The organism is Mucilaginibacter litoreus (genome assembly GCF_042676805.1).
GTDB classification, from domain to species: domain Bacteria; phylum Bacteroidota; class Bacteroidia; order Sphingobacteriales; family Sphingobacteriaceae; genus Mucilaginibacter; species Mucilaginibacter litoreus.
Genome location: NZ_JBHTHZ010000014.1, coordinates 751,011 through 777,149, shown reverse-complemented (window position 1 = coordinate 777,149; position 26,139 = coordinate 751,011). Strand labels below are relative to the sequence as shown.

Annotated in this window: 25 protein-coding genes and 1 riboswitch; of the genes, 13 read left to right on the top strand and 12 right to left on the bottom strand. The window is 42.9% G+C overall.

What is annotated here, in order from left to right; genetic code table 11:
• Positions 1–46: 46 nt before the first annotated feature.
• The 7 genes from ACFQZX_RS19310 (at position 47) to ACFQZX_RS19280 (ending at position 5,778) form a co-directional block, all read left to right on the top strand.
• Positions 47–682, top strand: a complete 636-nt coding sequence (locus tag ACFQZX_RS19310) for an MBL fold metallo-hydrolase (protein ID WP_377118520.1) — start codon at positions 47–49, stop codon at positions 680–682.
• A gap of 26 nt (positions 683–708) precedes the next feature.
• On the top strand, positions 709–1,935 hold the full coding sequence (locus ACFQZX_RS19305; RefSeq protein WP_377118517.1) for an FtsX-like permease family protein: 1,227 nt from the start codon (positions 709–711) through the stop codon (positions 1,933–1,935).
• A 116-nt stretch (positions 1,936–2,051) separates the two neighbouring features.
• Positions 2,052–2,429, top strand: a complete 378-nt coding sequence (gene rbfA / locus ACFQZX_RS19300) for a 30S ribosome-binding factor RbfA (protein WP_377118515.1) — start codon at positions 2,052–2,054, stop codon at positions 2,427–2,429.
• A 4-nt stretch (positions 2,430–2,433) separates the two neighbouring features.
• On the top strand, positions 2,434–3,138 hold the full coding sequence (locus ACFQZX_RS19295; RefSeq protein WP_377118513.1) for a peptidoglycan DD-metalloendopeptidase family protein: 705 nt from the start codon (positions 2,434–2,436) through the stop codon (positions 3,136–3,138).
• A 98-nt stretch (positions 3,139–3,236) separates the two neighbouring features.
• Entirely contained in the window at positions 3,237–4,220 is a 984-nt protein-coding gene (locus ACFQZX_RS19290; protein WP_377118511.1) for a pyruvate dehydrogenase complex E1 component subunit beta, read from the top strand.
• A gap of 138 nt (positions 4,221–4,358) precedes the next feature.
• Positions 4,359–4,658, top strand: a complete 300-nt coding sequence (locus ACFQZX_RS19285) for an ArsR/SmtB family transcription factor (protein WP_377118509.1) — start codon at positions 4,359–4,361, stop codon at positions 4,656–4,658.
• Between the two features lie 13 nt (positions 4,659–4,671).
• Entirely contained in the window at positions 4,672–5,778 is a 1,107-nt protein-coding gene (locus ACFQZX_RS19280) for an NADH:flavin oxidoreductase (protein WP_377118507.1), read from the top strand.
• Between the two features lie 36 nt (positions 5,779–5,814).
• On the opposite strand, the gene ACFQZX_RS19275 is transcribed toward ACFQZX_RS19280, so the two are convergent.
• A complete protein-coding gene (locus tag ACFQZX_RS19275; RefSeq protein ID WP_377118505.1) occupies positions 5,815–6,759 on the bottom strand; it encodes an alpha/beta fold hydrolase in 945 nt (314 codons plus the stop codon).
• Positions 6,760–6,839: 80 nt separating this feature from the next.
• Here ACFQZX_RS19275 and ACFQZX_RS19270 point away from each other — a divergent pair, with 80 nt between their 5' ends.
• Both ACFQZX_RS19270 and ACFQZX_RS19265 read left to right on the top strand, forming a co-directional pair.
• The gene (locus ACFQZX_RS19270) at positions 6,840–7,433 is read left to right on the top strand and encodes a DUF6624 domain-containing protein (protein ID WP_377118503.1); all 594 of its coding nucleotides are present in this window, start codon (positions 6,840–6,842) and stop codon (positions 7,431–7,433) included.
• A gap of 249 nt (positions 7,434–7,682) precedes the next feature.
• A complete protein-coding gene (locus tag ACFQZX_RS19265) occupies positions 7,683–8,468 on the top strand; it encodes a DUF1835 domain-containing protein (protein ID WP_377118501.1) in 786 nt (261 codons plus the stop codon).
• Here the strand turns inward: ACFQZX_RS19265 and ACFQZX_RS19260 are convergent.
• On the bottom strand, positions 8,465–10,441 hold the full coding sequence (locus tag ACFQZX_RS19260) for an alpha-ketoacid dehydrogenase subunit alpha/beta (RefSeq protein WP_377118499.1): 1,977 nt from the start codon (positions 10,439–10,441) through the stop codon (positions 8,465–8,467). The genes ACFQZX_RS19265 and ACFQZX_RS19260 overlap by 4 nt on opposite strands.
• Positions 10,442–10,498: 57 nt before the next feature.
• On the opposite strand from ACFQZX_RS19260, the gene ACFQZX_RS19255 reads away from it, so the two are divergent.
• Complete coding sequence (locus ACFQZX_RS19255; RefSeq protein WP_377118497.1) at positions 10,499–11,347, top strand: DUF4198 domain-containing protein; 849 nt, start codon at positions 10,499–10,501, stop codon at positions 11,345–11,347.
• Here the strand turns inward: ACFQZX_RS19255 and ACFQZX_RS19250 are convergent.
• Positions 11,344–12,735 (bottom strand): LutB/LldF family L-lactate oxidation iron-sulfur protein, encoded by a 1,392-nt coding sequence (locus ACFQZX_RS19250; RefSeq protein ID WP_377118495.1) that lies wholly within the window; start codon positions 12,733–12,735, stop codon positions 11,344–11,346. The two genes, ACFQZX_RS19255 and ACFQZX_RS19250, sit on opposite strands and share 4 nt — an antisense overlap.
• A 167-nt stretch (positions 12,736–12,902) precedes the next feature.
• Positions 12,903–13,092: riboswitch (cobalamin riboswitch) on the top strand.
• 160 nt (positions 13,093–13,252) lie between these two features.
• Here ACFQZX_RS19250 and metE point away from each other — a divergent pair.
• Positions 13,253–15,562 carry a 5-methyltetrahydropteroyltriglutamate--homocysteine S-methyltransferase gene (metE, locus tag ACFQZX_RS19245; RefSeq protein ID WP_377118627.1) on the top strand — a complete coding sequence of 770 codons (2,310 nt, stop codon included), beginning with the start codon at positions 13,253–13,255 and terminating at the stop codon, positions 15,560–15,562.
• Positions 15,563–15,611: 49 nt separating this feature from the next.
• Here the strand turns inward: metE and ACFQZX_RS19240 are convergent, their stop codons facing one another.
• From ACFQZX_RS19240 to ACFQZX_RS19200, 9 genes are all read right to left on the bottom strand, one after another.
• Complete coding sequence (locus ACFQZX_RS19240) at positions 15,612–17,192, bottom strand: M28 family peptidase (protein WP_377118493.1); 1,581 nt, start codon at positions 17,190–17,192, stop codon at positions 15,612–15,614.
• 29 nt (positions 17,193–17,221) lie between these two features.
• A complete protein-coding gene (gene rpiB / locus ACFQZX_RS19235) occupies positions 17,222–17,656 on the bottom strand; it encodes a ribose 5-phosphate isomerase B (protein WP_377118491.1) in 435 nt (144 codons plus the stop codon).
• Positions 17,657–17,731: 75 nt separating this feature from the next.
• Positions 17,732–18,592 (bottom strand): twin-arginine translocase subunit TatC, encoded by an 861-nt coding sequence (gene tatC, locus ACFQZX_RS19230; protein ID WP_377118489.1) that lies wholly within the window; start codon positions 18,590–18,592, stop codon positions 17,732–17,734.
• Between the two features lie 64 nt (positions 18,593–18,656).
• Positions 18,657–19,991, bottom strand: coding sequence for an acetyl-CoA carboxylase biotin carboxylase subunit (gene accC, locus ACFQZX_RS19225; protein ID WP_377118487.1), 1,335 nt, complete (start codon positions 19,989–19,991; stop codon positions 18,657–18,659).
• A 92-nt stretch (positions 19,992–20,083) separates the two neighbouring features.
• Positions 20,084–20,566: an acetyl-CoA carboxylase biotin carboxyl carrier protein gene (gene accB / locus ACFQZX_RS19220; protein ID WP_377118485.1), complete on the bottom strand. Its 483-nt coding sequence runs from the start codon at positions 20,564–20,566 to the stop codon at positions 20,084–20,086.
• Positions 20,567–20,725: 159 nt separating this feature from the next.
• A complete protein-coding gene (locus ACFQZX_RS19215) occupies positions 20,726–21,715 on the bottom strand; it encodes a beta-ketoacyl-ACP synthase III (protein WP_377118483.1) in 990 nt (329 codons plus the stop codon).
• A gap of 12 nt (positions 21,716–21,727) precedes the next feature.
• Positions 21,728–22,666: a phosphate acyltransferase PlsX gene (gene plsX / locus ACFQZX_RS19210; protein ID WP_377118481.1), complete on the bottom strand. Its 939-nt coding sequence runs from the start codon at positions 22,664–22,666 to the stop codon at positions 21,728–21,730.
• A gap of 16 nt (positions 22,667–22,682) precedes the next feature.
• Positions 22,683–22,874 carry a 50S ribosomal protein L32 gene (gene rpmF / locus ACFQZX_RS19205; RefSeq protein WP_292947918.1) on the bottom strand — a complete coding sequence of 64 codons (192 nt, stop codon included), beginning with the start codon at positions 22,872–22,874 and terminating at the stop codon, positions 22,683–22,685.
• Positions 22,875–22,887: 13 nt separating this feature from the next.
• Complete coding sequence (locus ACFQZX_RS19200; RefSeq protein WP_377118478.1) at positions 22,888–23,409, bottom strand: YceD family protein; 522 nt, start codon at positions 23,407–23,409, stop codon at positions 22,888–22,890.
• Positions 23,410–24,044: 635 nt separating this feature from the next.
• Between ACFQZX_RS19200 and tcmP the strand changes: the two genes are divergently transcribed.
• Complete coding sequence (gene tcmP / locus ACFQZX_RS19195; RefSeq protein WP_377118476.1) at positions 24,045–24,893, top strand: three-Cys-motif partner protein TcmP; 849 nt, start codon at positions 24,045–24,047, stop codon at positions 24,891–24,893.
• On the top strand, positions 24,893–25,654 hold the full coding sequence (locus tag ACFQZX_RS19190) for a DUF5131 family protein (protein ID WP_377118474.1): 762 nt from the start codon (positions 24,893–24,895) through the stop codon (positions 25,652–25,654). The genes tcmP and ACFQZX_RS19190 overlap by 1 nt, the downstream gene beginning before the upstream one ends.
• Positions 25,655–26,139 lie beyond the last annotated feature (485 nt).

Here is a 26,139-nt window from a genome sequence, read left to right as displayed (position 1 = left end):
AAGCTTTAAGATTTCCGCTTTAAGCTTAATAATCTACCTTTGTCACATGGCTACCGTACAATCCTTTGTAAACAACCCTTACCAGGAAAACACTTACATTTTATACGATGAAACCGGCGAATGCGCTATCATTGACCCGGGCATGTATACCCGTGCAGAGCAGGATGCAGTAGTATCATTTATAAAAGAAAATAACCTTAAACCGGTGTTATTGCTCAATACCCACTGCCATATAGATCATGTTTTGGGCAACCGCTTCGTTTTTGATCAGTATGGGTTAAAGCCGAGGTTTCATGAGGGCGAATCTGAAACCCTGGCAGCCGTTGTAGCTTATGCCCCGGCTATGGGTTTCAGGTACGATGCATCACCTTTGCCCGATACTTTTTTACCTGAAACAGGAACGGTTACATTTGGCAACACTCAGCTTGACCTGATTTTTGCTCCCGGCCACTCACCTGCACATTTATGTTTTTACGATAAGAGCGCTAACCTACTCATTGGCGGTGATGTACTTTTCCGTAACAGCATTGGCCGTACTGATTTGCCCGGAGGCAACTATAGCACGCTTATACGTAGTATCGAAGAAAAGCTTTTTATTTTGCCGGACGATTGCACAGTTTATCCTGGTCATGGGCCTGAAACAACAATCGGTTATGAGAAACAACATAATCCTTATTTATAAGTTATTAAAGGCAAGCAAGCTGCAATTTGAATACCTCTATCTACATAGCCAAACGTTACCTGTTTTCAAAAAAACAGACACATGCCATTAATATCATATCCGGTATATCCATACTTGGTGTATTGGTGGGCAGCGCTGCACTTATCATCATACTCTCGGTGTTTAACGGGCTTGAAAAAACGATACTATCCCTTTATAGCAACTTTACGCCTGAAATTAAGATAGAACCACGTTTAGGCAAAACATTCGACCCGGACCAGCCAGTGTTCAGGGAGTTGAAGAAAGACAGCAGGATTATATCGTTTACAGAAGTACTGCAGGAACGGGCGCTGATAAAATATGCTGACCGTTCTTTCATCGGCACAATCAAAGGCGTAAGCGACGATTTTTTAAAAGGAAGGCAGTTGGACAGTATCATTCAATTTGGTTCGTTCACCCTTAAAGATAAGGAACAGGAGTATGCTGTAATTGGCGCCACCGTACAGGGAAGCTTAGGTGTAAGTTTAAAAAATCAGTTTGTGGCTTTGCAGGTATTTTCGCCCAAACGTACGGCTGGCAACTCAACCAATCCTATGAATGATTTTGTGTTTCGCTCTATACAGCCATCGGGGGTATTTGGCATTCAGCAGGATTTTGATGATATCGTTATAACACCAATTGATTTTACCCGGCACCTGCTTGATGAACCAAACCGCGTATCTTCTCTCGAGATCAATTATAAAAAGGGCACGGATTTGGACGATGTGCAGGATAACCTGACAGAAATTGTTGGTGATAACTACACGATAAAAAACCGCAAGCAGCAAAATACTGGCTTGTACAAAACCATCAATTACGAGCGTTGGTCTATTTTTATGATACTGACTTTTGTGCTGATCATTGCATTGTTTAACATCATCGGCTCGTTAACCATGCTGGTGATAGATAAGCGTAAAGATATTGCCATTTTAACCAGCCTTGGCGCCGGTAAACCGCTTATACAAGGCATCTTCTTTTTTGAAGGGATGATGATATCTGTTGTTGGTTGTATCACCGGCATTGCTTTAGGTTATATTGTCTGTCTTGTTCAGCAGCATTTTAAAATTATTAAAATGGGGTCGAGCCTGTCGGTACTGGATGCCTACCCGGTAGCTTTCAATTTAAGCGATTTTGGCCTGGTCTTTTTAACAGTGATGGGCATAGCCATTATTGCCTCCGGAATCAGCGCCAGGTTAAGTGTAAAACGGCTGGATGAAATGAAGAAGGACCTTTAACAAGGCAAAAGCCTTTTCTATTTATAATAATTTGGGCAGACTACGTTAAAAGCTTAGCTTTAGACACAGCCCGAAATCAAATAAAACTCAAAAGCCGTTCAGGCGTTACAAATACTATGGAATCTAAACGTCAGCAAAAATTTGCCGGGGTAATACAGGAAGACCTGGCCGCAATATTTCAGCGAGAGGGCATGAACTATCTGCCCAATACCCTGGTAACCATAACTAAGGTACGTGTTACCCCCGACTTAGCCATTGCGCGCGTGTTCCTGAGCTTTTTTAACAATACTAATTCCCAGCAGGCATTACAAACCGTTAAATCGCATGCTTCCGAGATACGTTATAAGCTTGGCGCCCGCATTAAAGATCAGGTACGGATCATTCCGCAACTGGAATTTTTTGTTGACGATACCAATGAGTATGTAGAGCGTATGGATAAGATCTTCGATAAAATAAGCAAGGAAGAACGCCAGCCCGATACCGACAGCGAGTAATTTCATGACTGCTACTGAGCAATTATCAATACTTTTCCAAAAGCATCCGTATGCTTTTGGAAAAGTTGTTGATATTAATCCGTTGACAGATACGCTTTTTCCGCTTAACCTTACAGCCAATAATACGGAGTTATCGCCTGAATTGGTAGCTGATACCGCTGCTTTCACCAAATGGGTGGCCAGTAAAACAGCTATTAATAATTGCCGTTATGCGGTTGGCGGGTACATGGAACACAGAACCATATACGGCCGCAGCGAAATATTTGATACCGTTGACGAGCCACGGCGCCTGCACTTAGGTGTGGATATATGGGGGCCAGCAGCAACACCGGTGTATGCACCGGTTGCCGGTAAGGTACACAGTTTTGCAGATAACGATAACTTTGGCGACTACGGCCCCACTATTATACTTGAGCACATCCTTGATGATATGACTTTTTACAGCCTGTACGGACATCTTAGCCGCGCAAGTCTCGATCAATTAACCGATGGACAATCAATTGTTAAAAACCAGCAGATAGCCACCTTGGGTAATGAGCATGAAAACGGCCAATGGCCTCCGCACTTACATTTTCAATTAATGCTTGATATTGGCGAGGCCAAAGGTGATTATCCGGGTGTTGGAAAACTTTCAGAAAAAGAACAGCTTATGCAAAACATTCCAGACCCGGAACTGATATTAAAATTTGCTAATGCCACGAAAGCGTAACCTTTGTGTAACTACTTTATTATGCATACATATAGATTGTATTTTACACATTAGTGCTTATATTTGCCATCGCTTAAAAACTTCATTTTAATAATATAATGAGAGAAATTCAATTCAGAGAAGCGCTAAGAGAAGCCATGTCGGAAGAAATGCGCAATGATCAGAATATATACCTTATGGGCGAAGAAGTAGCCGAATACAACGGCGCTTACAAAGTTAGCCAGGGTATGCTTGATGAGTTTGGTGCAAAACGCGTTATAGACACGCCTATCTCTGAGTTAGGTTTCGCAGGTATAGGTATCGGCTCGGCCATGAACGGTCTTCGCCCCATCATCGAGTTCATGACCTTTAACTTCTCTTTGGTTGCTATCGACCAGATCATCAACGGCGCTGCCAAAATGATGTCGATGAGCGGTGGCCAGTTCTCTGTACCTATTGTATTCCGCGGCCCTACCGGTAACGCAGGTATGCTTAGCTCGCAACACAGCCAGTGTTTCGAAAATTGGTACGCTAACTGCCCGGGCTTAAAGGTGGTAGTTCCATCTAACCCTTATGATGCTAAAGGTCTTTTAAAATCAGCTATACTTGATCCGGATCCGGTTATCTTCATGGAATCTGAGTTGATGTACGGCGATAAAGGCGAAGTACCTGAGGAAACTTACTATATTGAATTAGGAAAAGCTAAAGTCACAAAAGAAGGTACAGACGTTACTTTGGTTGGCTTTGGTAAAATAATGAAGGTAGTAAACGCAGCAGCTGCCGAACTTGAAAAAGAAGGCATAAATGCTGAAGTGATTGACTTACGCACCGTACGCCCAATCGATTATGCAACCATTATCGAATCGGTTAAGAAAACTAACCGTTTGGTAATTGTTGAAGAAAGCTGGCCATTAGGTTCAATTGCTACAGAGGTTGCCTTTAAAGTACAGAAAGATGCATTTGATTATTTAGATGCTCCTATTTTACGTATTACTGGTGGCGACGTTCCGCTTCCGTATGCTCCTACACTTATTCAGGAGTACCTGCCCAACCCGGAACGGGTGATAAAAGCAGTAAAAGAAGTAATGTACGTTACCAAGTAATCTATACATTCATAATAATATCAGAAGCCGCTTCAATTTTGAGGCGGCTTTTTTGTGCCCTCGCTCCAAACATCATAACTGTGTCAATTTCAAATAAGCTGATTGACATATCGGGAAAATCCGATATACCTTTGCAGCATGGATCAGGTAGAAGTTTTTAAAGCGCTCTCCAACAAAGCACGACTGCAAATACTGAACTGGCTTAAAGACCCTGAAGCTCATTTTCCGGGCCAAGCCGAGTACGGTTACCAGCATGGCGTTTGCGTTGGGCAGATACATGCAAAAACCGGCCTCACACAGTCTACTGTATCGGAGTATTTGGCAAGCCTGCAGAGAGCCGGCCTCATATCATCTACCCGTGTTGGTCAATGGACTTATTATAAGCGCAATGAAGATACCTTTAAAGCCCTTAGCCAGCTTATAGAAGCAGAAATTTAACACAATATATATCATGAATACTGAAAGTTTATTTAGCCCTTTCAGGCTAAAATCATTAAATATTAAAAACCGTATTGTAATGGCTCCCATGACGCGTTCATTCTCGCCAAGCGGAGTACCCACCAATGATGTTGCCGCATATTACCGCAAACGGGCAGAAGGCGAAGTAGGGTTGATCCTTTCTGAAGGAACAGTGATTAACCGTATATCATCTTCTAATGATGCTAACGTTCCGCATTTTTACGGTGCGGAAGCTTTAGCAGGCTGGCAAAACGTAATAAATAATGTTCACAAGGCAGGTGGCGCCATGGGTCCGCAAATATGGCACATGGGCATTATGGATAACCACGCATCAGGCTGGGTACCGGCACAACCGTTTGAAGGGCCTTCAGGCGTAAACAGGCCGGGGTTTAACAATGGTAACACCATGACCGAAAGAGACATTGCCGATACCATTGCCGCCTTTGGGCAAGCTGCAGCAGATGCAAAGGCATTGGGTTTTGATTGCGTAGAGATCCACGGCGCGCACGGTTACCTGATAGACCAGTTTTTCTGGGAGGGCACAAACTTACGCACAGATGGCTACGGCGGACAAACACTGCCGCAGCGCAGCCGCTTTGCCATAGAAGTGATCAAAGAAGTACGAAGACGCGTAGGCGACGATTTTGCAGTTATCATCCGCTTGTCGCAATTTAAGCCTTCTGCTTATACCAATAAGTTAGCTGCCAATCCGCAGGAACTGGAAGCATGGCTGAACCCGCTTGCTGATGCTGGTGTTGACATTTTCCATTGTTCGCAGCGCCGCTTTTGGGAGGCTGAGTTTGAAGGCAGCGACCTTAACTTTGCAGGATGGGCAAAAAAAGTAACCGGTAAGGCAACGATAACCGTTGGTTCTGTGGGGTTATCAGGTGACTTTTTTGGATCATTTGCCGGTGAAAGTTCAGAAGTAAGCTCACTTGACGAATTATTAAGACGTTTTGATCGCGGTGACTTTGATCTGGTTGGCGTTGGCCGGCCGATATTAGCAGACCCTAACTGGGTAAAAAAAATACATGAAGGCCGCAATGCCGATTTAAGAAATTTTACACCGGAAGCGCTAAGAGAGCTGGTGATGGACTAATAAACAAAATGGCCGCTTAGTAAGCGGCCATTTTGTTTATTGAATATTTTCTGCCAACGCCTTTAAAAACTTATCAGGCACCTCTATGTGGGGTATGTGGCCGCAATCCTCAAACTCAATCAACTTGCAGTTTGGGATCTTTTTTGCCGTTTGTGGCCCAAGTATTTTGTACTGCCCGTGTTTAGCTTTTTCTTCATTGCTCAGCATCGCCTTGCCAACAATGGTTTTGTCTTCCTTACCTGTAAACAATACGGTTGGCACTTTTATCAGGCCAAACTCATAGCAAACGGGTTGCTCGTATATCATTTCAAAAGTTAAAGCTGCCACCATGGCGTAGCGTGGGAAGTCGGCGCTTTTGCTCACCCCTGCACCTATTTTGACCAGGTAATCATACTCAGGTTTCCATTTAGTGAAATACGACGTTTGATAATACTTTTTTACACTCTCAAAGCTTGTTTTTAATTCAGCCTTATAATCATCGGCAGCGCTGTTATAAGGTACAAATGTGCGGTAATCTTCCAGCCCTATCGGGTCTTCCAGGAGCAATTTTTGCACTCGGTCGGGGTACATCAATGTAAATCTTGTTGCCAGCATACCGCCCATGGAGTGCCCCATTAATATAATTTTTTGTACACCAAGCGTATCAAGCAACTGCTTATTAAAACGTGCAAGCTGATGAAAGCTGTAATGAATAAAGGCTTTGGACGACTTACCAAAACCAATCTGATCTGGTACTATTACCCGGTAGCCACTGGCCGATAACGCTTTGATAACGTTAGTCCAGTAATAACCGCCGAAGTTTTTCCCATGAAAAAGCATTACCGTTTTACCGTTAGCAGTTGCCGGCTGTACATCCATATAAGCCATTCGCAAATCCTGGTTTTCGATATGTATCGGCATAAAACTTACAGGATACGGATATTTGACATTCTCAAGTGTAATTGAAAGCGTATCCTGGGCAAATGCAGTTGCAGTAATCATAAAACTTACAACTAAAACAAATAGTTTTTTATACATATAGATAATACATTACAGCAATGGTAAAGTTTGTAACTTGCTGTATGAAGTTTATAACCATAACATCAGGGCTTTTTCTGCTTGCCACTGCTGTAACAGCTCAGCAAAAAATTGACTCAGCCTTATACAAGCAGATATCGTCTATGTATAAAGAAGATCAGAAATGGCGCATTGAAGCTAATAAACTTTATAAAAAACAAAAATCAGATTATGACCAGGCAACCGTTGATAAAAGCTGGGCCATTACCGATAGCACCAATGAGGTGGCTGCAAAACAGATTTTAGCCAGATACGGTTACCCGGGATACTCACTTGTAGGTGAAAGCGGCAGCAGCAGATTTTGGGCAATTGTACAGCATTGCGATGATGATGTAAAATTTCAGCAGCGTGTATTGGTATTAATGAAAAAAGAAGTTAAACGCCATAATGCCTCCGGCGAAGACTTTGCTTATCTTAAAGACAGGGTACTTGTTAATTTAGGCAAACCGCAATTATATGGCACACAAGCGCGCCTTAACAATAAAACAAATAAGTTTGAGCCGGTAGATTTAACCGACGCTAGAAACGTTGATAAGCGGCGAAGACAGGTAGGCCTTGGCCCGCTAAAAGATTATTTGGCTCAGTTAAATGCAAATTAAACCAGGTTTAAAAGATATAATCCTATATTAGATTATGGAAAAAGCAGCCGCACGCAAACTACTCCCATCGTTATTTATATCCATTTTCATGATAACTATGGGGATAAACAGCTTGATTAAAGGCATTGAACAACATCAAACATGGCGTATTATAGCAGCATCAGCAGGGATGCTCTTATCTGCCGCATGTATTGTGATGATACTGGTTTACACAACGAAGGTTAAGAAAGTCAATCGATAGTAAATAAGATGAGTTCCATTCTCCAAATTCTTAATGGTGATTCCACATTATATGGCTTTGAGCACACTGCCTTAGATGGCGACATATTAGTTTGGCGGGAAGTATTATCTGAAGGCCCGTTAACCGAAAATATTGAATCTGCAGCATTTTGGCAGCAGCGTGCCGAATGGATCACCAAAACCTTTGATGAAACTCCTGACGGTTACGATCAGGCTGTTATGCATGAGCTTCAAAAGATAAATCAGCCATATAATGAAATTAATCTCTGGTTTGAATTTGACCTGCACTGCCAGATTAATCTGCTTGGCGTTATGATGTTGCTATCACAGCAGACTGATTCAACGGAACGTGCGATTTACCTTATCTGCCCCGACAGTTATCCCGGCAAACCAGACTTTCGCGGTATGGGGGAGCTTACAGGGGCCGAGTTAGAATATCTGTATGATAACATACGCGTACAGTTAAGCGGATATGATTTTGACCTGGCTGCCGAAGCCTGGGATGTGTACATAACCAACGACATTATAACTTTAAAAAACTGGCTTGCCACAGACAGGTTCTGGGCTAACATGACGGCTTTAAAACCTGCGTTACAAGCTCATCTGCAACGCCTGGAAGTTAATGCCATTGGCCTCAATTACATCGAACAGAAACTTATTGATATTTATTACTCTGGCATAACTGATAAAGCAGCCATATACAATGAGTTTTGGCGAACCGAAAAGATTTATGGTATTGGAGATAAGCAACTGGATGTTTATTGGGATGAATTGAAGGATAAAGCGCTAATCTAATATTTTAATAATCTCTCCATCGCTTCCTCTAAGCGTGCCTTAGCTAAAAACTGGTCTTCCAATGCCTTGCTCATCGGCACGGCGGTATCTAAGCTGGCACAGCGCATTACAGGAGCATCCAGGTCGAAAAAGCAATGTTCGGCTATGTAAGCTGCAATTTCTCCGCCAAAGCCACCAGTTAAGGTATCTTCATGCAGTATCAGCACTTTCGATGTTTTTTTAACAGTGCTTACTACCGCTTCTTTATCCCAGGGCTGCAGGCTACGCAAATCAAGTATTTCTAAAGATACGTCCGGATGATTATCGGCATACTCAATAGCCCAATGTACGCCAAGCCCATAAGTAATAATGCTTGCCCTGGTGCCCGCGCGTACTATGCGTGCTTTGCCAATTTCAACATAGTAATCGCCATCGGGCACATTGCCGCTTGTGCTTCTGTATAAGTACTTATGTTCAAAATACATTACCGGGTTAGGATCATCAATGGCCGACATGAGCAAACCCTTCGCATCGTCCGGAAAGGCCGGGTACACTACTTTAAGCCCCGGTGTTTTCGTAAACCAGGCTTCATTACTTTGCGAGTGGAACGGACCTGCGCCCGTGCCCGCGCCCGTAGGCATTCGTATAACCACATCCGCAGTCTGGCCCCAACGGTAATGGGTTTTGGCAACATTATTAACTATCTGGTTAAAGCCGCAGCTTACAAAATCGGCAAACTGCATTTCCACTAACGCTTTATAACCATTAATAGCAAGCCCCAGTGCCGTACCAACAATTCCAGACTCGCATATTGGGGTGTTTCGAACCCTATCCTTACCAAACTCCTCTGCAAAACCTTGGGTAATTTTAAAAGCACCGCCGTATTCGGCAATATCCTGCCCCATAATAACAAGGTTGCCATACTTACGCATACTCTGCTTCAGGCCATCGCTTATGGCATCAATATAACGCTTATTAGTTACTGTTTCAGATGGGGTTCTATTAGCAGGATTATATAACCGGTACATATTCTGAACTTCGGTTCGTTCATGTGGCGTTATATCCGGCTCCTTAAATGCTTTTTCAACTTCCGTATCAATCAGTGTTGTAAATTCGTTACGCAGATAAGGCACCCACTCAGCACGCAGCACCTGCTCTTCTAACAAAAACTTTTCAAAGCAGTCCACCGGGTCTTTCAACCGCCACTGGTCAAACAAGTACTGTGGTACATATTTAGTGCCCGATGCCTCCTCATGCCCTCGCATCCTGAAAGTCATGCATTCAACCAGCACAGGTCGGGGGTACTCACGCAGTTCTCGCGCCAGTTCGTTGATGTTATAGTAAACTTCAAGCACGTTATTACCATCAATTCGCCTGCCTTCAATACCATAGCCAAGTGCTTTGTCGGCAAGCCTGGCGCAGCGGTACTGCTCTGACGTAGGTGTGGACAACGCGTATCCGTTGTTTTCTATCAAAAATATTACGGGCAGGTCCCATACTGCGGCAATGTTCAATGCTTCATGAAAATCTCCTTCGCTTGTTGCCCCTTCGCCGGTAAATACCAGGGTAACTTTTTTATCTCCCTTAAGCTTGCTGGCAAGGGCAATACCATCTGCCAATGCCATTTGAGGGCCAAGGTGTGATATCATGCCAATGATCCTGTAATCCTGGCTACCAAAATGAAAAGACCTGTCGCGGCCCTTTGTAAAGCCAGAAGCCTTACCCTGCCACTGGGCCATAAGCCGCGAGATTGGGATATCCCTTGATGTAAACACACCCAGGTTGCGGTGCATGGGCAGTATATATTCATCTGCTTCAAGCGCAAGCGTACTGCCAATGGCAATAGCTTCCTGCCCAATGCCTGAGAACCATTTGGAAATACGGCCCTGCCGTAGCAGAACAAGCATCCTCTCTTCAACCAGCCGGGGCAATAACAGTTTCTTGTAAAACGTTATCAAACCGTCGTTATCTATATTTTTCCGGTCAAAAATCATTAGGTAAATCTAATAAGTTTTTAAAACTTTGTATGTTTGAACATTACTCTTTTCGCTATGAAACACCTTTATGTTAAAGCTATTGTACTGCTGGCATTTGTTGGTTTGGTATCATTTATCCCGGATCATTTTTTGATGCCTGAGCATTTTTTTCTGAAAAAAGGAGAAAAGCTGGATCTTCATTTGCTTTTAGGCGAAAACCTGGTAAAGGACAGCGAATTGCCCTATACTGCAAAGCAGACCAGCAAATTCATGATATATGAGGGTAAAAAAAGTACCGATCTTACAAAAATTGTTAAAGATCAGTCTTCCCCTGTTTTAAATTATGAGGTAGATAATAAGGGGCTTGCCCTGATATCCATGAACAGCAACCAGTTTGATGAGATACCACGTGAGGATTTCCTGGCTTTTTTGACCGAGCAGGGTTATGATGATATTGCGGACAAACTAAAAAACAGCAATGCGCTTAATTTTACCGAAAAATATAATCGCTATATAAAAACACTTATTACCGTAGATGATAAAGGCGGCGACGATTATGAAAAAGTGATTGGCGACGATTTTGAAATTATATTAAAACACAATCCTTATAAACTGAATTACGGCGAGGGGCTTACCGCACAGGTAACTTTCAAAGGCAAACCATACGAAGGCCCTGTTTGGCTTTATATCAAAACCGCATCAGGCAGTGTATACCCACAAAGGTTTACCAGTGATGCCTCCGGCAAAATATATCTGAACATTAGCCGCGAAGGTATCTATATGATAAGGGCTACAAAATTTGAAGCATCAAAGGGGAAAGACGCCGATTATGAGTCGTGGGTATCAAGCTATATCTTCTCGTTCAGAAACCATGACGACGAGCCCAATACTTACAAAGAGTTTGGCTTCGGCGATAAACACTAATCAAACTTTTCCGGGCGTTTACCTTCTTTCCAAAGCTGGCTGAATGATTTTTCGGCCACATTCGGCATTTCTTTATAATGTCCCCATGATTTTTTAAAGAATGTGCGCATCAAAAAGTTTTTCATTTTGCCGCCAAAGAAGTCGGTAAGATTGCGTTTAAGCATCCCTTTTTTCCAGATCTCCCACCCCCATTTTTCTTTAACAGGGGCAAGGTTTTCACTTACCGCATCGCGCCGGTTTAGCAGCAGCATTTTGTGTATGTCAATTTTCACCGGGCATACTTCTGTGCACTTTCCGCACAGGCTTGATGCATAGCTCAGATGCTTAAAGTCCTGCATGCCGCGCATGTGTGGTGTAATAACCGAGCCTATAGGCCCGCCATACGTAGTTTCATAAGTATGGCCGCCAATGTTTTGAAATATAGGGCAAACATTTAAGCAGGCTCCGCAACGTATGCAATACAAGCCTTGTCGCTGTTCTTTTTGCGCCAGCAAGTTAGTCCGACCGTTATCTAAAAGCACCACATACATTTCTTCAGGCCCATCAGTTTCCTGATCCTGCCTCGGCCCACTTAAAATAGTATTGTACACTGTTACATTTTGCCCTGTACCATGCGTTGCCAGCATAGGCCAAAACAAATCCAGGTCGGTTATGGATGGTATCATTTTTTCAATACCCACTACTGCAATCTGTATTTTAGGAAAACTTGTGGTCAGCCTGGCATTCCCTTCATTTTCGCTGATGGCAATGCTACCAGTATCCGCAATAATAAAATTAGCTCCGGTGATACCCACATCGGCCTTAAGATATTTATCTCGAAGCAGTTCACGTGCTTTTTGCGTCAGTTGTTCGGGCGTAGAATCTGCAGGGCTGCCAAATTTTTCATTAAATAATTTACCAATATCTTCCTTAGAAAGGTGCATGGCAGGCGTTACCATATGATAAGGCTCTTGGCCAAGCAACTGAATGATATATTCCCCTAAATCACTCTCTAACGACTCGACACCATGCTTTTCCAGGTAAGCATTCAGATGGATCTCCTCGGTAGCCATGGATTTTGATTTGATGACTGTTTTAGCGCCGGCCCGCTCTATGATGGCATGTATTTCACGGCAGGCTTCATCAGCATCATTGGCCCAGATAACCCTACCTCCGCGCTTTTGGAAATTAGCTTCAAACTCCGGCAGCAGCTTATCCAGGTTTTCCATCACTTTCCATTTGATCACGTGAGCTTTCTTCTTGGAATTATCAAGATTGATAAAACGCGAACTGCCCCTTTCAAAAGCGGTATCATATTTATCAATATTATAATTGATGATACGACGCTGATCAATGTCGAAGGCCTTTTGCTCAGATTCTTTCAGGAATTCTTCTGACGTGCTGCTCATGTATTGACAAAGTAAATAAGTCCTGTAAAGTTTTGGATGTGTAAAATTAAGCTTAATAAATGTAAAACTGTAATATACAGCTGTGCCATCTACAACAATCCTTATTTATGCAGCTTGCTATCCTTGCTCAAAGTAGTTACTTTTGGCAAAGTTCTTTACATAAATAAAAATCTTAAAGCAGCAGTGGTTTGCGGGTAATACTGCAATTAAAAAGGAACCATGTGTAAATCATGGGCTGTCGCGCAACTGTAAGTAACAATAAAAGGTACGCCGATGTATCCATTGTCCGCAAGGCGGATGAGAAGGATGGCGTTAACCGTTACAAGCCAGGATACTTGCCATAGCTGTAAAAAGACAAATGCTTTCGCGATCTGAAGCTTAGTCAACGGTAACCTCATGCCTGTGCATATTACATGCGCCTGCCTGTGTGTATCGTCCTATTCCATTTTTCCCGAAAGCATACCAGAAACGTAAGGAGCATTAATCATCATTAATGTTTAACCAAAGTTTTATGCGTATGCTCAAAAACAACCTCGGCTACCCGCGTGTGGGCAGCCACCGACAACTCAAAAAAGCCTGCGAACAGTACTGGGCAGGTAAAATCACAACCGGCGATCTTAATAAGGTAGCCCGATCATTAAAAGAGGAACACTGGCAATTACAGCTCCAAGCCGGTATCGACCTTATCCCGTGTAATGATTTCAGTTATTACGACCACGTGCTGGATATGAGCCTTACACTTGGTGCTATTCCGCAACGCTACAGCAAAGTACTGGCTGATGTAAAAGATAACCGCGAGATCGACTTGTATTTTGCTATGGCCCGCGGCTATCAAAAAGATGGGCTCGACATCACCGCTATGGAAATGACCAAATGGTTCGACACCAACTATCATTACATTGTGCCCGAGTTTACAGCTAATCAGCAGTTCAGCATTTTTTCAGAAAAGGTATTTGCCGAGTATGAGCATGCCCGTTCGGTATGCGGTGACAAGGCAAAGCCCGTATTGATAGGGCCCGTTACTTATCTGTTACTTGGCAAGGAAAAAGAACCTGGCTTTCATCGTATCGATCTGATTAAAAAACTGGTGCCAGTGTACGTTGAAATTATTAACCGCCTTAAACTGCAAGGTGCTACCTGGATACAACTGGATGAGCCCTGCCTTGCGCTCGACATGAGCAAAAAAGAAAAAGAAGCTTTGGAATATGCCTACCAGGCGATAAGCAACCGTGTAAGCGGTATAAAGATCATGGTGGCAACTTACTTCGGCGCATTAGCTGATAACGCTCCACTGGCGCTTAATCTTCCTGTTAACGCCCTGCACATAGACTTAGCACGCGCTCCTGAACAATCAGATGAAGTTTTAGCATTGATTCCTGACAGGCTTTCGCTATCATTAGGCGTAGTAGATGGCCGCAATATCTGGAAGAATGATTATGAGCAGTCCATACAATTAGTTAGCAAAGCAGCCCAAGTCATAGGCAGCAACCGTATAATGATTGCACCGTCCTGCTCGTTACTGCATGTTCCATTTGATCTTGACCTGGAAACTGAAATTGACTACGGCGTAAAAAACTGGATGGCTTTTGCCAAACAAAAACTTGCTGAGGTAAGCGACATTTATGAGATTGTAAATGGAGATGCAGCGGCTTTAGCGGCTAATAAACAAGCCAACGCATCGCGCCGCGAATCTAAACTGGTGCATGATAAAGCTATAAAGCAGCTGCAGGAATCTGTTAACGAATCGTGGTATAACCGCTTTAGCCAGTTTCCGGTACGGCAGAAGCTGCAGCATGCAAGGTTTAAGCTTCCCTTGTTTCCAACTACCACTATTGGCTCGTTCCCGCAAACAGATGATATAAGGCAGCTGCGTGCTAAATTTAAGAAAGGTGAAATTACCAGGGCCAACTATGACGCATCAATTGAAGAAGCCACCGTACAGGTGATAAAATGGCAGGAAGAAGCCGGTATTGATGTATTGGTACATGGCGAGTTTGAACGCAACGATATGGTTGAGTACTTCGGTGAACAGCTTAAAGGCTTTCTCTTCACCAAAAACGGATGGGTGCAAAGCTATGGCAGCCGATGTGTTAAGCCACCAGTAATTTACGGCGATGTAAGTCGCCCTGCTGATATGACCGTTAGATGGAGCAGCTTTGCACAGGCACAAACTGCATTGCCTATGAAAGGTATGCTTACCGGGCCGGTAACTATTTTGCAGTGGTCCTTTGTACGCGATGATCAGCCGCGATCTGTTACTGCCAATCAGATAGCATTGGCTATCCGCCAGGAAGTTTCAGCATTAGAACAAGCCGGTATCGGGATCATTCAGATTGATGAACCCGCCATACGCGAAGGCTTACCGTTGCGCAAAGCCAACCACCCACATTACCTGAATTGGGCTGTAAGGGCGTTCCGGCTATCGGCAAGCGGCGTAGAGGACCAAACGCAAATACATACACACATGTGCTATAGCGAGTTTAACGGTATTATCAAGCACATTGCCGCTATGGATGCCGATGTAATAACCATAGAGACATCCCGCTCGCAAATGGAATTACTTGAAGCCTTCGCCGATTTTGAATATCCTAATGAAATTGGCCCTGGTGTATATGATATCCACTCACCAAGGGTACCCTCGGTTACTGAAATGGCCGGCTTACTTGCAAAAGCGGCTATATTGCTGCCAGCCCGCAACATTTGGGTAAACCCAGATTGCGGCCTTAAAACCCGTAAATGGCCCGAAACAAAAGCAGCTCTTGAAAATATGGTAGCCGCCGCTAAACAAGCACGGGAGCTAATAAGCGAAACAGTAAGCGTTTCATAAATAAGAAAGCCGCCTCGTTGCTTGAGGCGGCTTCCTTTATTGCCTTGTTTTATCGTGTCCCTTTGGGAGCTTCTGCCTTATCAACAACAGGGCGGGCATCTCGGTTGGCCAGCTCCCAACCAGTGTAAAATGCCAGTTGTGCGCGTTTTGCCAACAGCGGGAAGTTGATTTTGCTTACTTCATCCCCTGGCTGGTGATAATCGGCATGTACGCCGTTAAAATAGAATATAATAGGCACGTTAAAACGAGCGAAGTTATAATGGTCTGAACGGTAGTAGAAACGGTTTGGATCGTTCGGATCATCATATTTATAATCCAGCTTCATTTTGGTATACGTGTTATTTGCTTCTTCCCCAATTTTGTGCAGGTCTGAGCTTAACATGTTTGAACCAATAGAATATACATAGTTGGCAGAATCCGGTTTACCTATATACTCTTCACCAACACGGCCAATCATATCAATGTTAAGGTCCGCAATGGTATTAGCCAGTGGGAATACAGGATGATCTGTATAGTATTCAGACCCTAACAAACCTTTTTCTTCACCTACGTTACCCAGGAACAAGATGCTGCGGCGCGGGCCTTTACCATCTTTTTTAGCCTGTGAAAACGCACGGGCAATTTCCAGGATACCAGTAGTGCCAGAGCCGTCATCATCAGCGCCGTTGTTAACCTTATCGGTTGCGCCGGGGCGTGTATTTAAACCAATATGGTCATAATGGGCCGAAAAAACCAATACTTCATTTTTTAGTTTAGCGTCGCTACCAGGCATAAAACCTAATACGTCAACAGCCTTAACATCTTTACTTTCTGATGAAATGGCTATGTCTACATTTCCTTTTATAACCTGTGTTTGTTTGCCTGCTTTAGCGGCTTCTTTAAGTTGCGCAAAAGTTTTGCCGCTTGGTTTAAGTGCTGCATCAGCCACAGCACCTGCTGTCATGAATACGGGTGGGGTTGTATTCTCGGTGTTAGCAGTTGGTTTCTTAAGCTCTATGCGTGCGCCTCCGCTTGGGTTTACACCATTAAAGCGGGCAAGTATGGTCGACAAGCCTTCGTTAACAGCTAAAACAGCGGCAGGATTTTTAGCCTGTATATTTTTTAACAAAGCCTGGCGTGCAGCATTCATACGATAGCCGGTATTAGCGGTTTTGCCTGCTTCAGGTTTATCTTCGTTTATCCAAACTACTATCTTACCGGCAAGGTCTGTACCAGCCAGTTCTTCCTCCGTGCCAAAACCAACAAAAACAATGTCTGTTGCGGTTATTTTTTTATCAGGTGTTGATCCCTGAAAAACAAAATCTTTCCAGTTAGCAAAAGCTTGTCCGTTGATATTAAAGGCGTTGATATTAACCGAAGTTTCGCTTAATGGCACATTTAAAAAGTATGAACCGTTTACAGGGGCTTGCAGGCCCAGGCGTTTAAACTCAGCAGCAATATAATTGGCGGCTTTCTCCGCGCCTGGCTTGCCGGTTTCGCGGCCCTCAAACTCGTCTGAGGCCAGGATGCTCAGGTGCTTTTTTGCGTCGGCAGCGCTAATCAGGTTAGCGTATTTGATTGCCGTTGGGTTTTGTGCGCAGGCGGATGCCGATATGGCAAGGCCTACCACCCAAAGTGGAAATTTTTTCATTTAATTTTTAATATAGGTCAGTTATTTATTTAGCAGCTTATTTTGTCGACGCGCCTTGCATGGCGACCACCTTCAAACTCCTCGGTCAAAAAGGTTTCAATTGTTTTTTTCGCCTCTTCAAGGTTCATGTGGCGGGCTGGCAGGCATAGCACATTAGCATTGTTATGAGTACGGGCAGGTATTGCCAGTTCCTGTTTCCAGCAGATAGCAGCCCGAATATTCTGATGTTTGTTAGCCGTCATGGCTACACCATTTGCGCTACCGCAAAGCAAGATACCAAAATCGGCCTCTCCGCTTTCCACAGCTTTTGAAACAAGGTGAGCAAAATCCGGATAATCCGCAGAATCGGAGGAGTAAGTACCGAAATCATTAAACGTAATATCATCAAACATCGCCAATATGGCTTGTTTATAATCAAACCCGGCATGATCGGCGCCTATGGCTATTTTTAACCCTTTTTTCATCAACTCAAATTTATAATTAAAATTTGTAGCCGAAGGTAAATATTTTGTTGTAATCGGAACAGATAAAACAGAGGTTTACAGAGCAGCTTCTTCACGGGCTTTTTTGCGCCTTTCAACCACTCCGGCCACCATGATACCTACCTCGTAAAGGATAAATAATGGAATAGCTACAACTGTCATGGTAAGCATATCGGGTGTTGGAGTAATTACTGCTGCAACAATCAAAATAACAACAATAGCATACCGGCGCCCGCTGCGCATAAATTTAGGCGTTAAAATGCCCAAACTTGATAAGATGTAAACTAATATAGGTAGCTGAAATACCACCCCACTGGCTAAAGTAAGTGTAGCTACAGATGATATATAGGAATCGATAGAAAACCAGTTGGTAATGCTTGCACTTACGGTATAGCTTGCCAGAAAGTTTACCGACATTGGCGTAATGATGTAATAGCCAAATAAAATGCCCAGGATAAAAAGAAAAGAAGCATAAATAACGAAGCCTGAAGCGGCTTTACGCTCTTTTTCATGCAAGGCAGGTTTAACAAAGCGCCATATCTCCCAAAGCAAGTATGGAAACCCAAGTGTGATACCTATTAATAACGCTGAGTTGATCTGCAGTGTGAACTGCCCAGCCATCTCGTTGTTCATCAATTTAATGGGTATCTCCTTTACACAAAAACCCGGCTTATTCAGTGCTTCGCCCAACTTGCATAGCATCCGGTATGTCCAAAAACCGGGCTTGCTGGGGCCCATAATTACAGTCTCAAAAATAAAGTCGTAATAAGCAAATGCCCCTATCATGAAAATAACAACGGCAATTGCAGAACGTACCAAATGCCAGCGAAGTTCTTCGAGATGGTCAAAAAATGACATCTCTGCTTCCATGGTCTTTCCTTTTTCCTTAATTGCCTTAATTAACTTATTATCGCTCATGATGACTGTTTGCGCATTATAACGCCCAAATGCTATATACGTTATGTAACCTCAAAAGATTTTATCAGAATTCAAAGGTTTCCATAAACTTGGTGGTGAAGTTACCTGCACGGAAGTTAGGATCCTTCAACAATTTTAGGTGGAATGGAATAGTGGTTTTGATACCTTCTATAACAAACTCGCTCAGCGCACGCTCCATAGTAGAAAGGGCTTCTTCGCGGGTTTGAGCCACACAAATAACCTTTGCAATCATCGAGTCGTAGTTAGGAGGAATAACGTATCCGCTGTAAACATGCGTATCTATACGAACACCGTGACCGCCAGGAGAATGAAAATTGGTGATCTTACCAGGTGACGGACGGAAACCATTTGCCGGATCTTCGGCATTGATACGGCACTCGATGGCGCACATGGTTGGCTCATAATTTTTGCCAGAGATAGGTATACCTGCAGCAACTTTAATTTGCTCTTTTATCAGATCAAAGTTAATTACCTCTTCAGTTACCGGGTGCTCTACCTGTATACGGGTGTTCATCTCCATAAAGTAGAAATTCCGGTTTTTATCAACCAAAAACTCTACCGTACCTGCGCCTTCATATTTAACAGCCTTGGCACCTTTTATGGCCGCCTCACCCATTTTTTTACGCAGTTTCTCGGTCATGAACGGCGATGGCGCTTCTTCAACCAGTTTCTGGTGGCGTCGCTGTATAGAGCAATCGCGCTCAGAGAGGTGGCAAACTTTACCATACTGGTCGCCCACTACCTGTATCTCAATGTGGCGCGGATCTTCTACATATTTTTCCATGTAAAGCCCGTCGTTTCCAAACGCTGCTCCGGCTTCGGCGCGTGCGCTATCCCATGCCGGCTCAAACTCCTCATCTTTCCAAACCACACGCATACCACGGCCACCGCCACCAGCAGTAGCCTTAAGTATAACAGGATAACCTATTTTTTTTGCCAGGCCAATGCCTTGTTTAACGTCGGTAAGCAACCCGTCAGAGCCAGGAATGGTAGGCACGCCGGCTTTTTTCATAGTTTCTTTTGCCGATGCTTTATCTCCCATCGCGTTGATCTGATCGGCAGTGGCACCTATAAATTTAATGCCGTACTCGGCACAGATAGCAGAAAACTTAGCATTTTCAGACAGGAAGCCGTAACCTGGATGGATAGCATCCGCATTGGTTAACTCGGCAGCTGAAATGATATTAGGAATATTTAAATAAGAATCTCGACTGATTGGGGGGCCAATACATACAGCCTCGTCTGCAAAACGTACATGAAGGCTGTCGCGGTCGGCGGTTGAATATACAGCTACGGTTTTAATGCCCATTTCCTTACAGGTGCGTATGATACGCAGAGCTATCTCGCCACGGTTAGCTATTAATATTTTTTTAAACATGATTTTCAGATGTGCAAATTACAAATGTGCAGATGTGCAGATCAATTAAATGCGCCTTATTTGCACATTTGCCTATCTGCATGTTTACACATTTACTTAGGTTCTACTAAAAACAATGGCTGGTCGTACTCAACCGGCGAAGCATTATCTACCAATATTTTAACTATACGGCCCGATACCTCTGATTCAATTTCATTAAACAATTTCATCGCCTCTATGATACACAGCACGCTTCCTGCTGATATTTCATCACCAACATTTACAAACATCGGCTTGTCCGGAGACGCTGAACGGTAAAAAGTACCAATCATAGGCGATTTAACGGTGATGTAGTTTGCGTTTTCGGCTGCTGTTGTGGTCACCGGCTCTGCGGCTGGCGCGGCAACAGGCAGGCTTGCAGGCTGCGGAGCAGGAGCTGCGGCCAATGGCTGCTGAGCGGGTATAGTAGCGTTTACGTAAGTCGGCGCCTCATTTGTTTTTATAGTAATTTTAAAGTTTTCCTGCTCGATAGACACTTCATTTACGCCCGACTTTGATACAAAGCGTATAAGATCCTGAATTTGTTTAATATCCATAGTAGCGATAATTGGTTTGGATAAAAGTATGTAATTTAATTTGCAGATGTGCAAATATGCAGATGTGCAAATGATTTTTGATAATTAATATTTAACATGTAGAATTTCAAGATGTTTGATTTTACAATCTGCATAACTGCATATTTAAATCTTACATCTTTAGTAAGCCCATTTTAAATAAATGGAGCCCCATGTGAACCCACCGCCAAAGGCAGCAAGTATCAGGTTATCACCTTTTTTAAACTTGCTTTCCCACTCCCACAGACACAATGGTATTGTGCCGTTAGTGGTGTTACCATAGCGTTCTATATTCACAATCACCTTATCTGCCGACACACCTGTACGATTGGCAGTAGCATCTATAATGCGTTTGTTGGCCTGGTGAGGCACCAGCCATGCAATATCATCGGCAGTAAGGCTGTTGCGCTCCATTACTTCAGCGGCAACATCGGCCATGTTGGTCACGGCAAACTTAAATACCGCCTGCCCCTCCTGGTAAGCATAATGTTCTTTAGCATCAACAGTTTCATGTGAGGCCGGATGCAATGAACCGCCAGCCTTTTGAAACAATAACTGTGCACCAGAGCCATCACTTTTAAGCACAGAATCTAATATTCCAAAGCCTTCGGTATTAGGTTCGAGCAGGGCGCAACCACAGCCGTCGCCAAAAATAATGCAGGTAGCACGGTCCTCATAATTGATGATTGACGACATTTTATCTCCACCAACTACCAATACCTTCTTGTGTTTGCCGCTTTCTATAAATTGGGCACCGGTGGTTAAACCAAATATAAAGCCAGAGCACGCAGCCTGCAGATCGTACCCCCAGGCATTTTTAGCGCCTATTTTATGAGCCAGAACATTTGCCGTGGCCGGAAAAGGCATATCAGGAGTAGTGGTACAAAAAATAATCAGATCGATCTCTTCGGCAGAAATGCCACGTTTTTTAAGCAAACCCTCTACAGCCGGAACGGCCATGTCAGAGGTGCCAAGGCCTTCGCCTTTAAGTATTCTCCGCTCTTTGATGCCGGTACGGGTGGTTATCCACTCGTCGTTGGTATCAACCATTGTTTCCAGCTCATGGTTGGTTAAAACATACTCGGGTACGTAACCATTTACAGCGGTGATAGCAGCAGTGATTTTGCTCATTCTATATCTTCTTTACTGAAAAGCCAGTTTTATTTTGTCAACAAGATTGGTCTCGACCATGTTCTTAGAAAGCAGTACCATGTTTTTGATAGCCTCGGGGCTCGAGATACCGTGGCCAACAACAACGGGGGCATTAACCCCTAATATAGGGCTGCCACCATACTGCTCATAATTAAAACGGTCTAAAAATTCGTCCTTTAACTTCTTTTTGAGCGTAATAACATAGAAAGATTCGGCAAGCTTAAGTATTACGTTGCCGGTAAAGCCATCGCAAACAATAACATCGTTGTTATCATTAAAAAGGTCGCGGCCCTCTACGTTACCCACAAAATTAAAAAGATTGGTATCTTTCATCAAAGGGTAAGTGGCCTGGCTAAGCAGGTTACCCTTTTCTTCCTCTTCGCCAATGTTCATCAACGCTACACGAGGATTAGGGATACCGTAAACAGATTCGGCAAGAAGGCTGCCTAAAACGCCAAACTGCAAAAGCACATCGGGCTTGCAATCCGCATTGGCGCCAACATCCAAAATGATACCCAAACCGCCTTTAAGTTTGGGTACAATGGTAGTCATGGCCGGGCGTATAACGCCAGGTATATTTTTTACGCTGAACATGCTGCCAACCAGCATAGCCCCGGTATTACCCGCCGATGAGAAGGCGTCTATTTCGCCGTCTTTCAGCAATTTAAAACCAATGCCTATGCTTGAGTCTGGCTTTTGCACAATAGCTTTAGTTGGGTGTTCGCCCATACCAATAACTTCAGTTGTATGCACAAACTCAAAGTTATCGGCGCTAAAGTTATTTTCGCTGAGAATAGCAAGGGCAGCATCCTTGTCGCCAATAAGCACAAGCTGCTGCCCGGCCTTTAAAACTTTACAAGCTTTAATCGCCCCTAAAACTGCCGCCTTGGGGGCGTAATCACCGCCCATAATATCTAAGCCAATCTTCATTCGCAGAAAATTAAACTTAAGCTACTACTGCCTTCTCGATAAGAATTTTGCCGTTGAAGTAAACATTACCATCAACAGTATAAGCTCTGTGTGGCAAGTGTACTGCGCCGGTAGTTTGGCAGGTAGTTAAAGAAGGTGCATCGGCTTTGTAATGCGTTCTGCGTTTATCTCTTCTTGATTTTGAAATTTTACGTTTTGGATGTGCCATAACCTATTTTATATTATTTTAATTTTTTGAGCGCTTCCCATCTCGGGTCAACGTTCTCTTTCTGTTCATCATTCGCCGCAAGCTTGTTTAAGTTTGCCAGCATTTCCTCGTCACATTGTTTGCCATCGCCCTGGTTGCTGCAGTTGGCAATAAACGGCAGGGCAACATTAACATATTCATATATCAACCCGGCGATACTGATCTCATGATCGTTTTTGCCAAGCGTAATTATCTCATCATCCTCGCCCATTTCCTCTTCGGTAAAGCGGGCTATCTGCTGCTCATGCACGTTAACGGGCTGCTGATACTCAGACAGGCACCTGTCGCAGGTAGCGGTGACCGTACCGGTGATGTCAAAGTTCAGGATCAGCATGGTCTCCTGCTTCTCCAGCTCGACCTTGCATACCAGGTTTGCCTTTTTAACCAGCGAATAATCAAACTCGCTAAAAAAGTCGTCCTTTATTTCGTATTCAAAATAATGCTTACCCAGCTTAAGGCCGGTAAAAGGTATTGAATATGTGCGTAGCGATTTCAATGAGCAACAATTAGCCCGCAAATGTAGGTAAATTTATTATACCATAAAAGTGTTTTTTTAATTGGTTTTGAGGGAGTGATGAGGTGCGGGGAGCGGGACGCCGGAAGCGGGGTGACGGTTATGGATGCGGGTGACCGGTGCGAGGAGCGAGGAATGCTAAATGCGGTCTGTTGACTTGCTATTGCAGTGTTCACGAACACACATATGAACACCTTGAACATCATTAATTTGCTGATAATCTGCGATTTACTACTGACTTACTTGTGCCACCAATTATTTATAAAATACTATAACTATTTAATTTACTGAAAATTGAATTTTCTGGCGATGTTCATTTTTATTAGATATATGGACAAAGCTTTTTTGAGTATATAAGATGCTGCAATAACGTTTGGGTGCTGTACCGCTATCCGCTCATACACCTGCAGGCTTTGGGGGCAGAGCCGGTATACGCTGCTATCGGGTTTAGGGGCCATTAATTAGTAAATTCTTTGAGCAAGGGGTACTATAATCAAATGTGAATTAACTACTAATTAACTGAAAATCACGTATAAATACGTATTGTAAAAATCCTTTTATAAAAATATATTTATATAGAAATTAACATTTTTACTAAAATTTTTAGCATTTTTGATTTGAAAGATAATACTGCAAACCAGTTCGGTGGTGGCTGGACTGAAGCCAAAATGGAAATAGTTGTCAATTATGCAAAAGCGTATCTGACGATAATGAACAAACAAGATTGGGTAAAAACTTTGTATTTTGATGGATTCGCAGGGTCCGGATTAATTGAAGCAAGTGAGGAAAAAGAAGCTATTAAAGGTACTGCCTTACGTATTCTTGAGATAAATGAGCCAAAACCCTTTGATATATATTATTTTGTTGAAAAGGATAAAAAAAACAAAGAAGCACTTGATGCAACAATTAAAGAAGCGTATCCAAATAAAAAGACATACGTAGTGCAAGAAGATTGCAATGTGAAATTAATTACCATGGCCAAGTACTTGAAAAATAATAAAAATTTTAGGGCATTAGTCTTTGTAGATCCATATGGAATGTCTGTGAATTGGACTTCAATTGAAAAATTAGAAAAATTAGGAATTGATCTATGGATTTTAGTTCCTACTGGAGTTGGGGTAAATCGATTATTAAAAAATGACGGCAAAATTCCAGAAGGATGGTTCAAAAAATTAGAGGATTTTTTAGGGCTTGAGCGAAATGAAATTGTAAATCATTTTTATTCTTATAAAACAGTAAATACATTATTCGGCGATGAAACAGCAATCAACAAAGATGTTCAAATAATACAAAAAATTGGCGATTTATATTCACAGCGATTAAAAACTATCTTTGAGCATGTTTCCAATTCATTTGTGATGCGAAACAAGAATAATTCAATAATGTATCACTTTATGATGGCGACAAATAATAAAACGGCTTTAAAGCTTGCAAACGACATCATTAATCCTAAATACAAATTGTAATGGCACAGTCAAATATTGAATGGACAGAATTAACATGGAATCCTGTAACTGGATGCACGAAAATTAGCCCTGGCTGTAAATTTTGTTATGCGGAGGCTATGTCCAAAAGACTGAAATCTATGGGTATTGACAAATATAAGGATGGCTTTAATATCAGGACTCATTCAGACGCTTTAAATATTCCGTTTACCTGGAAAAAGTCTAAAATTGTTTTTGTTAATTCAATGAGTGATCTGTTTCATCCTGAGGTTCCATTAGACTTTATAAAAGCTGTTTTTGCTGTCATGAATAAAACACCACAGCATATTTATCAGGTTTTAACCAAACGTTCAGAAAGGTTATTAGAGTTATCTACCGAACTAAATTGGACAAGTAATATTTGGATGGGAGTTTCAGTAGAAAGCGAAGATTATACATATAGAATAAAAGAACTGGCAAAGACAAAAGCTAAAACCAAATTTCTATCAATAGAACCCCTTATAGCACCAATAAAAACCTTACCGCTTAACAAAATCAATTGGGTGATAGTCGGCGGTGAATCAGGTAATAAAGCACGCCCCATAGAAAAAGGATGGATCGATTTTATTAAAGTCGAATGCAATAAAAAGAATGTTGCATTTTTCTTTAAGCAATGGGGTAAACCTAAATTCAATGTTAATCCACAAGATCCAACTATTTCAACAGAACATCCACAACACGCCAAAGGGGGCTGTGAATTAGATGGGCAAATCCATCGGGCAATGCCGAGTAAAGCTGCATAATTGCTTTGTTCATGCAAAGATTACCAATCGAACAAGATTTCTCCTCGTACCTCGTTCGAAATGACAGGCGTTTTGTTTTTAAGTTCATGTGATTAATTAAAATTTCCCTCAAGCGCCCCCATCCTGTCAGCAAAACAGCTTCGGGTAAAAACGGGAAGAACAATGCTGGCCTTGTGCATGGCAAGGGGCATTAAAACTTTTGTAGAAGCCTGGGGTGTGTGATAGGGCAAAAGTTTTCCGGCCCCGTGGTTCTGAAAGATTGCGGGCAAAGGCCTTGTGCGGCAAAGAAGCCTTTTTGATGACTTGAAGTTTTGCTTCTTTTGTTTCAAGACAAAAGAAGTAGCCTCCGCGGCAATGAGCGGACTGGTGATGATAAAAGCACAAGCTTACAAGCATGTGGGATGCCGAAGTTAATTCGGCATGACTGGTCATTTTTAGAGATTGCTTCGTTCCTCGCAAGGACGGGTAGGTGGTGACGCATGGGG

Bases quoted from the DNA above. Each gene is read 5' to 3' on its own strand.
- ACFQZX_RS19310 (WP_377118520.1), top strand. From the start codon at position 47: ATGGCTACCGTACAATCCTTTGTAAACAACCCTTACCAGGAAAACACT.
- rbfA (WP_377118515.1), top strand. From the start codon at position 2,052: ATGGAATCTAAACGTCAGCAAAAATTTGCCGGGGTAATACAGGAAGAC.
- ACFQZX_RS19295 (WP_377118513.1), top strand. From the start codon at position 2,434: ATGACTGCTACTGAGCAATTATCAATACTTTTCCAAAAGCATCCGTAT.
- ACFQZX_RS19290 (WP_377118511.1), top strand. From the start codon at position 3,237: ATGAGAGAAATTCAATTCAGAGAAGCGCTAAGAGAAGCCATGTCGGAA.
- ACFQZX_RS19285 (WP_377118509.1), top strand. From the start codon at position 4,359: ATGGATCAGGTAGAAGTTTTTAAAGCGCTCTCCAACAAAGCACGACTG.
- ACFQZX_RS19280 (WP_377118507.1), top strand. From the start codon at position 4,672: ATGAATACTGAAAGTTTATTTAGCCCTTTCAGGCTAAAATCATTAAAT.
- ACFQZX_RS19275 (WP_377118505.1), bottom strand. From the start codon at position 6,759: ATGATTACTGCAACTGCATTTGCCCAGGATACGCTTTCAATTACACTT.
- ACFQZX_RS19270 (WP_377118503.1), top strand. From the start codon at position 6,840: ATGAAGTTTATAACCATAACATCAGGGCTTTTTCTGCTTGCCACTGCT.
- ACFQZX_RS19265 (WP_377118501.1), top strand. From the start codon at position 7,683: ATGAGTTCCATTCTCCAAATTCTTAATGGTGATTCCACATTATATGGC.
- ACFQZX_RS19260 (WP_377118499.1), bottom strand. From the start codon at position 10,441: ATGATTTTTGACCGGAAAAATATAGATAACGACGGTTTGATAACGTTT.
- ACFQZX_RS19255 (WP_377118497.1), top strand. From the start codon at position 10,499: ATGAAACACCTTTATGTTAAAGCTATTGTACTGCTGGCATTTGTTGGT.
- ACFQZX_RS19250 (WP_377118495.1), bottom strand. From the start codon at position 12,735: ATGAGCAGCACGTCAGAAGAATTCCTGAAAGAATCTGAGCAAAAGGCC.
- metE (WP_377118627.1), top strand. From the start codon at position 13,253: ATGCTCAAAAACAACCTCGGCTACCCGCGTGTGGGCAGCCACCGACAA.
- ACFQZX_RS19240 (WP_377118493.1), bottom strand. From the start codon at position 17,192: ATGAAAAAATTTCCACTTTGGGTGGTAGGCCTTGCCATATCGGCATCC.
- rpiB (WP_377118491.1), bottom strand. From the start codon at position 17,656: ATGAAAAAAGGGTTAAAAATAGCCATAGGCGCCGATCATGCCGGGTTT.
- tatC (WP_377118489.1), bottom strand. From the start codon at position 18,592: ATGAGCGATAATAAGTTAATTAAGGCAATTAAGGAAAAAGGAAAGACC.
- accC (WP_377118487.1), bottom strand. From the start codon at position 19,991: ATGTTTAAAAAAATATTAATAGCTAACCGTGGCGAGATAGCTCTGCGT.
- accB (WP_377118485.1), bottom strand. From the start codon at position 20,566: ATGGATATTAAACAAATTCAGGATCTTATACGCTTTGTATCAAAGTCG.
- ACFQZX_RS19215 (WP_377118483.1), bottom strand. From the start codon at position 21,715: ATGAGCAAAATCACTGCTGCTATCACCGCTGTAAATGGTTACGTACCC.
- plsX (WP_377118481.1), bottom strand. From the start codon at position 22,666: ATGAAGATTGGCTTAGATATTATGGGCGGTGATTACGCCCCCAAGGCG.
- rpmF (WP_292947918.1), bottom strand. From the start codon at position 22,874: ATGGCACATCCAAAACGTAAAATTTCAAAATCAAGAAGAGATAAACGC.
- ACFQZX_RS19190 (WP_377118474.1), top strand. From the start codon at position 24,893: ATGGCACAGTCAAATATTGAATGGACAGAATTAACATGGAATCCTGTA.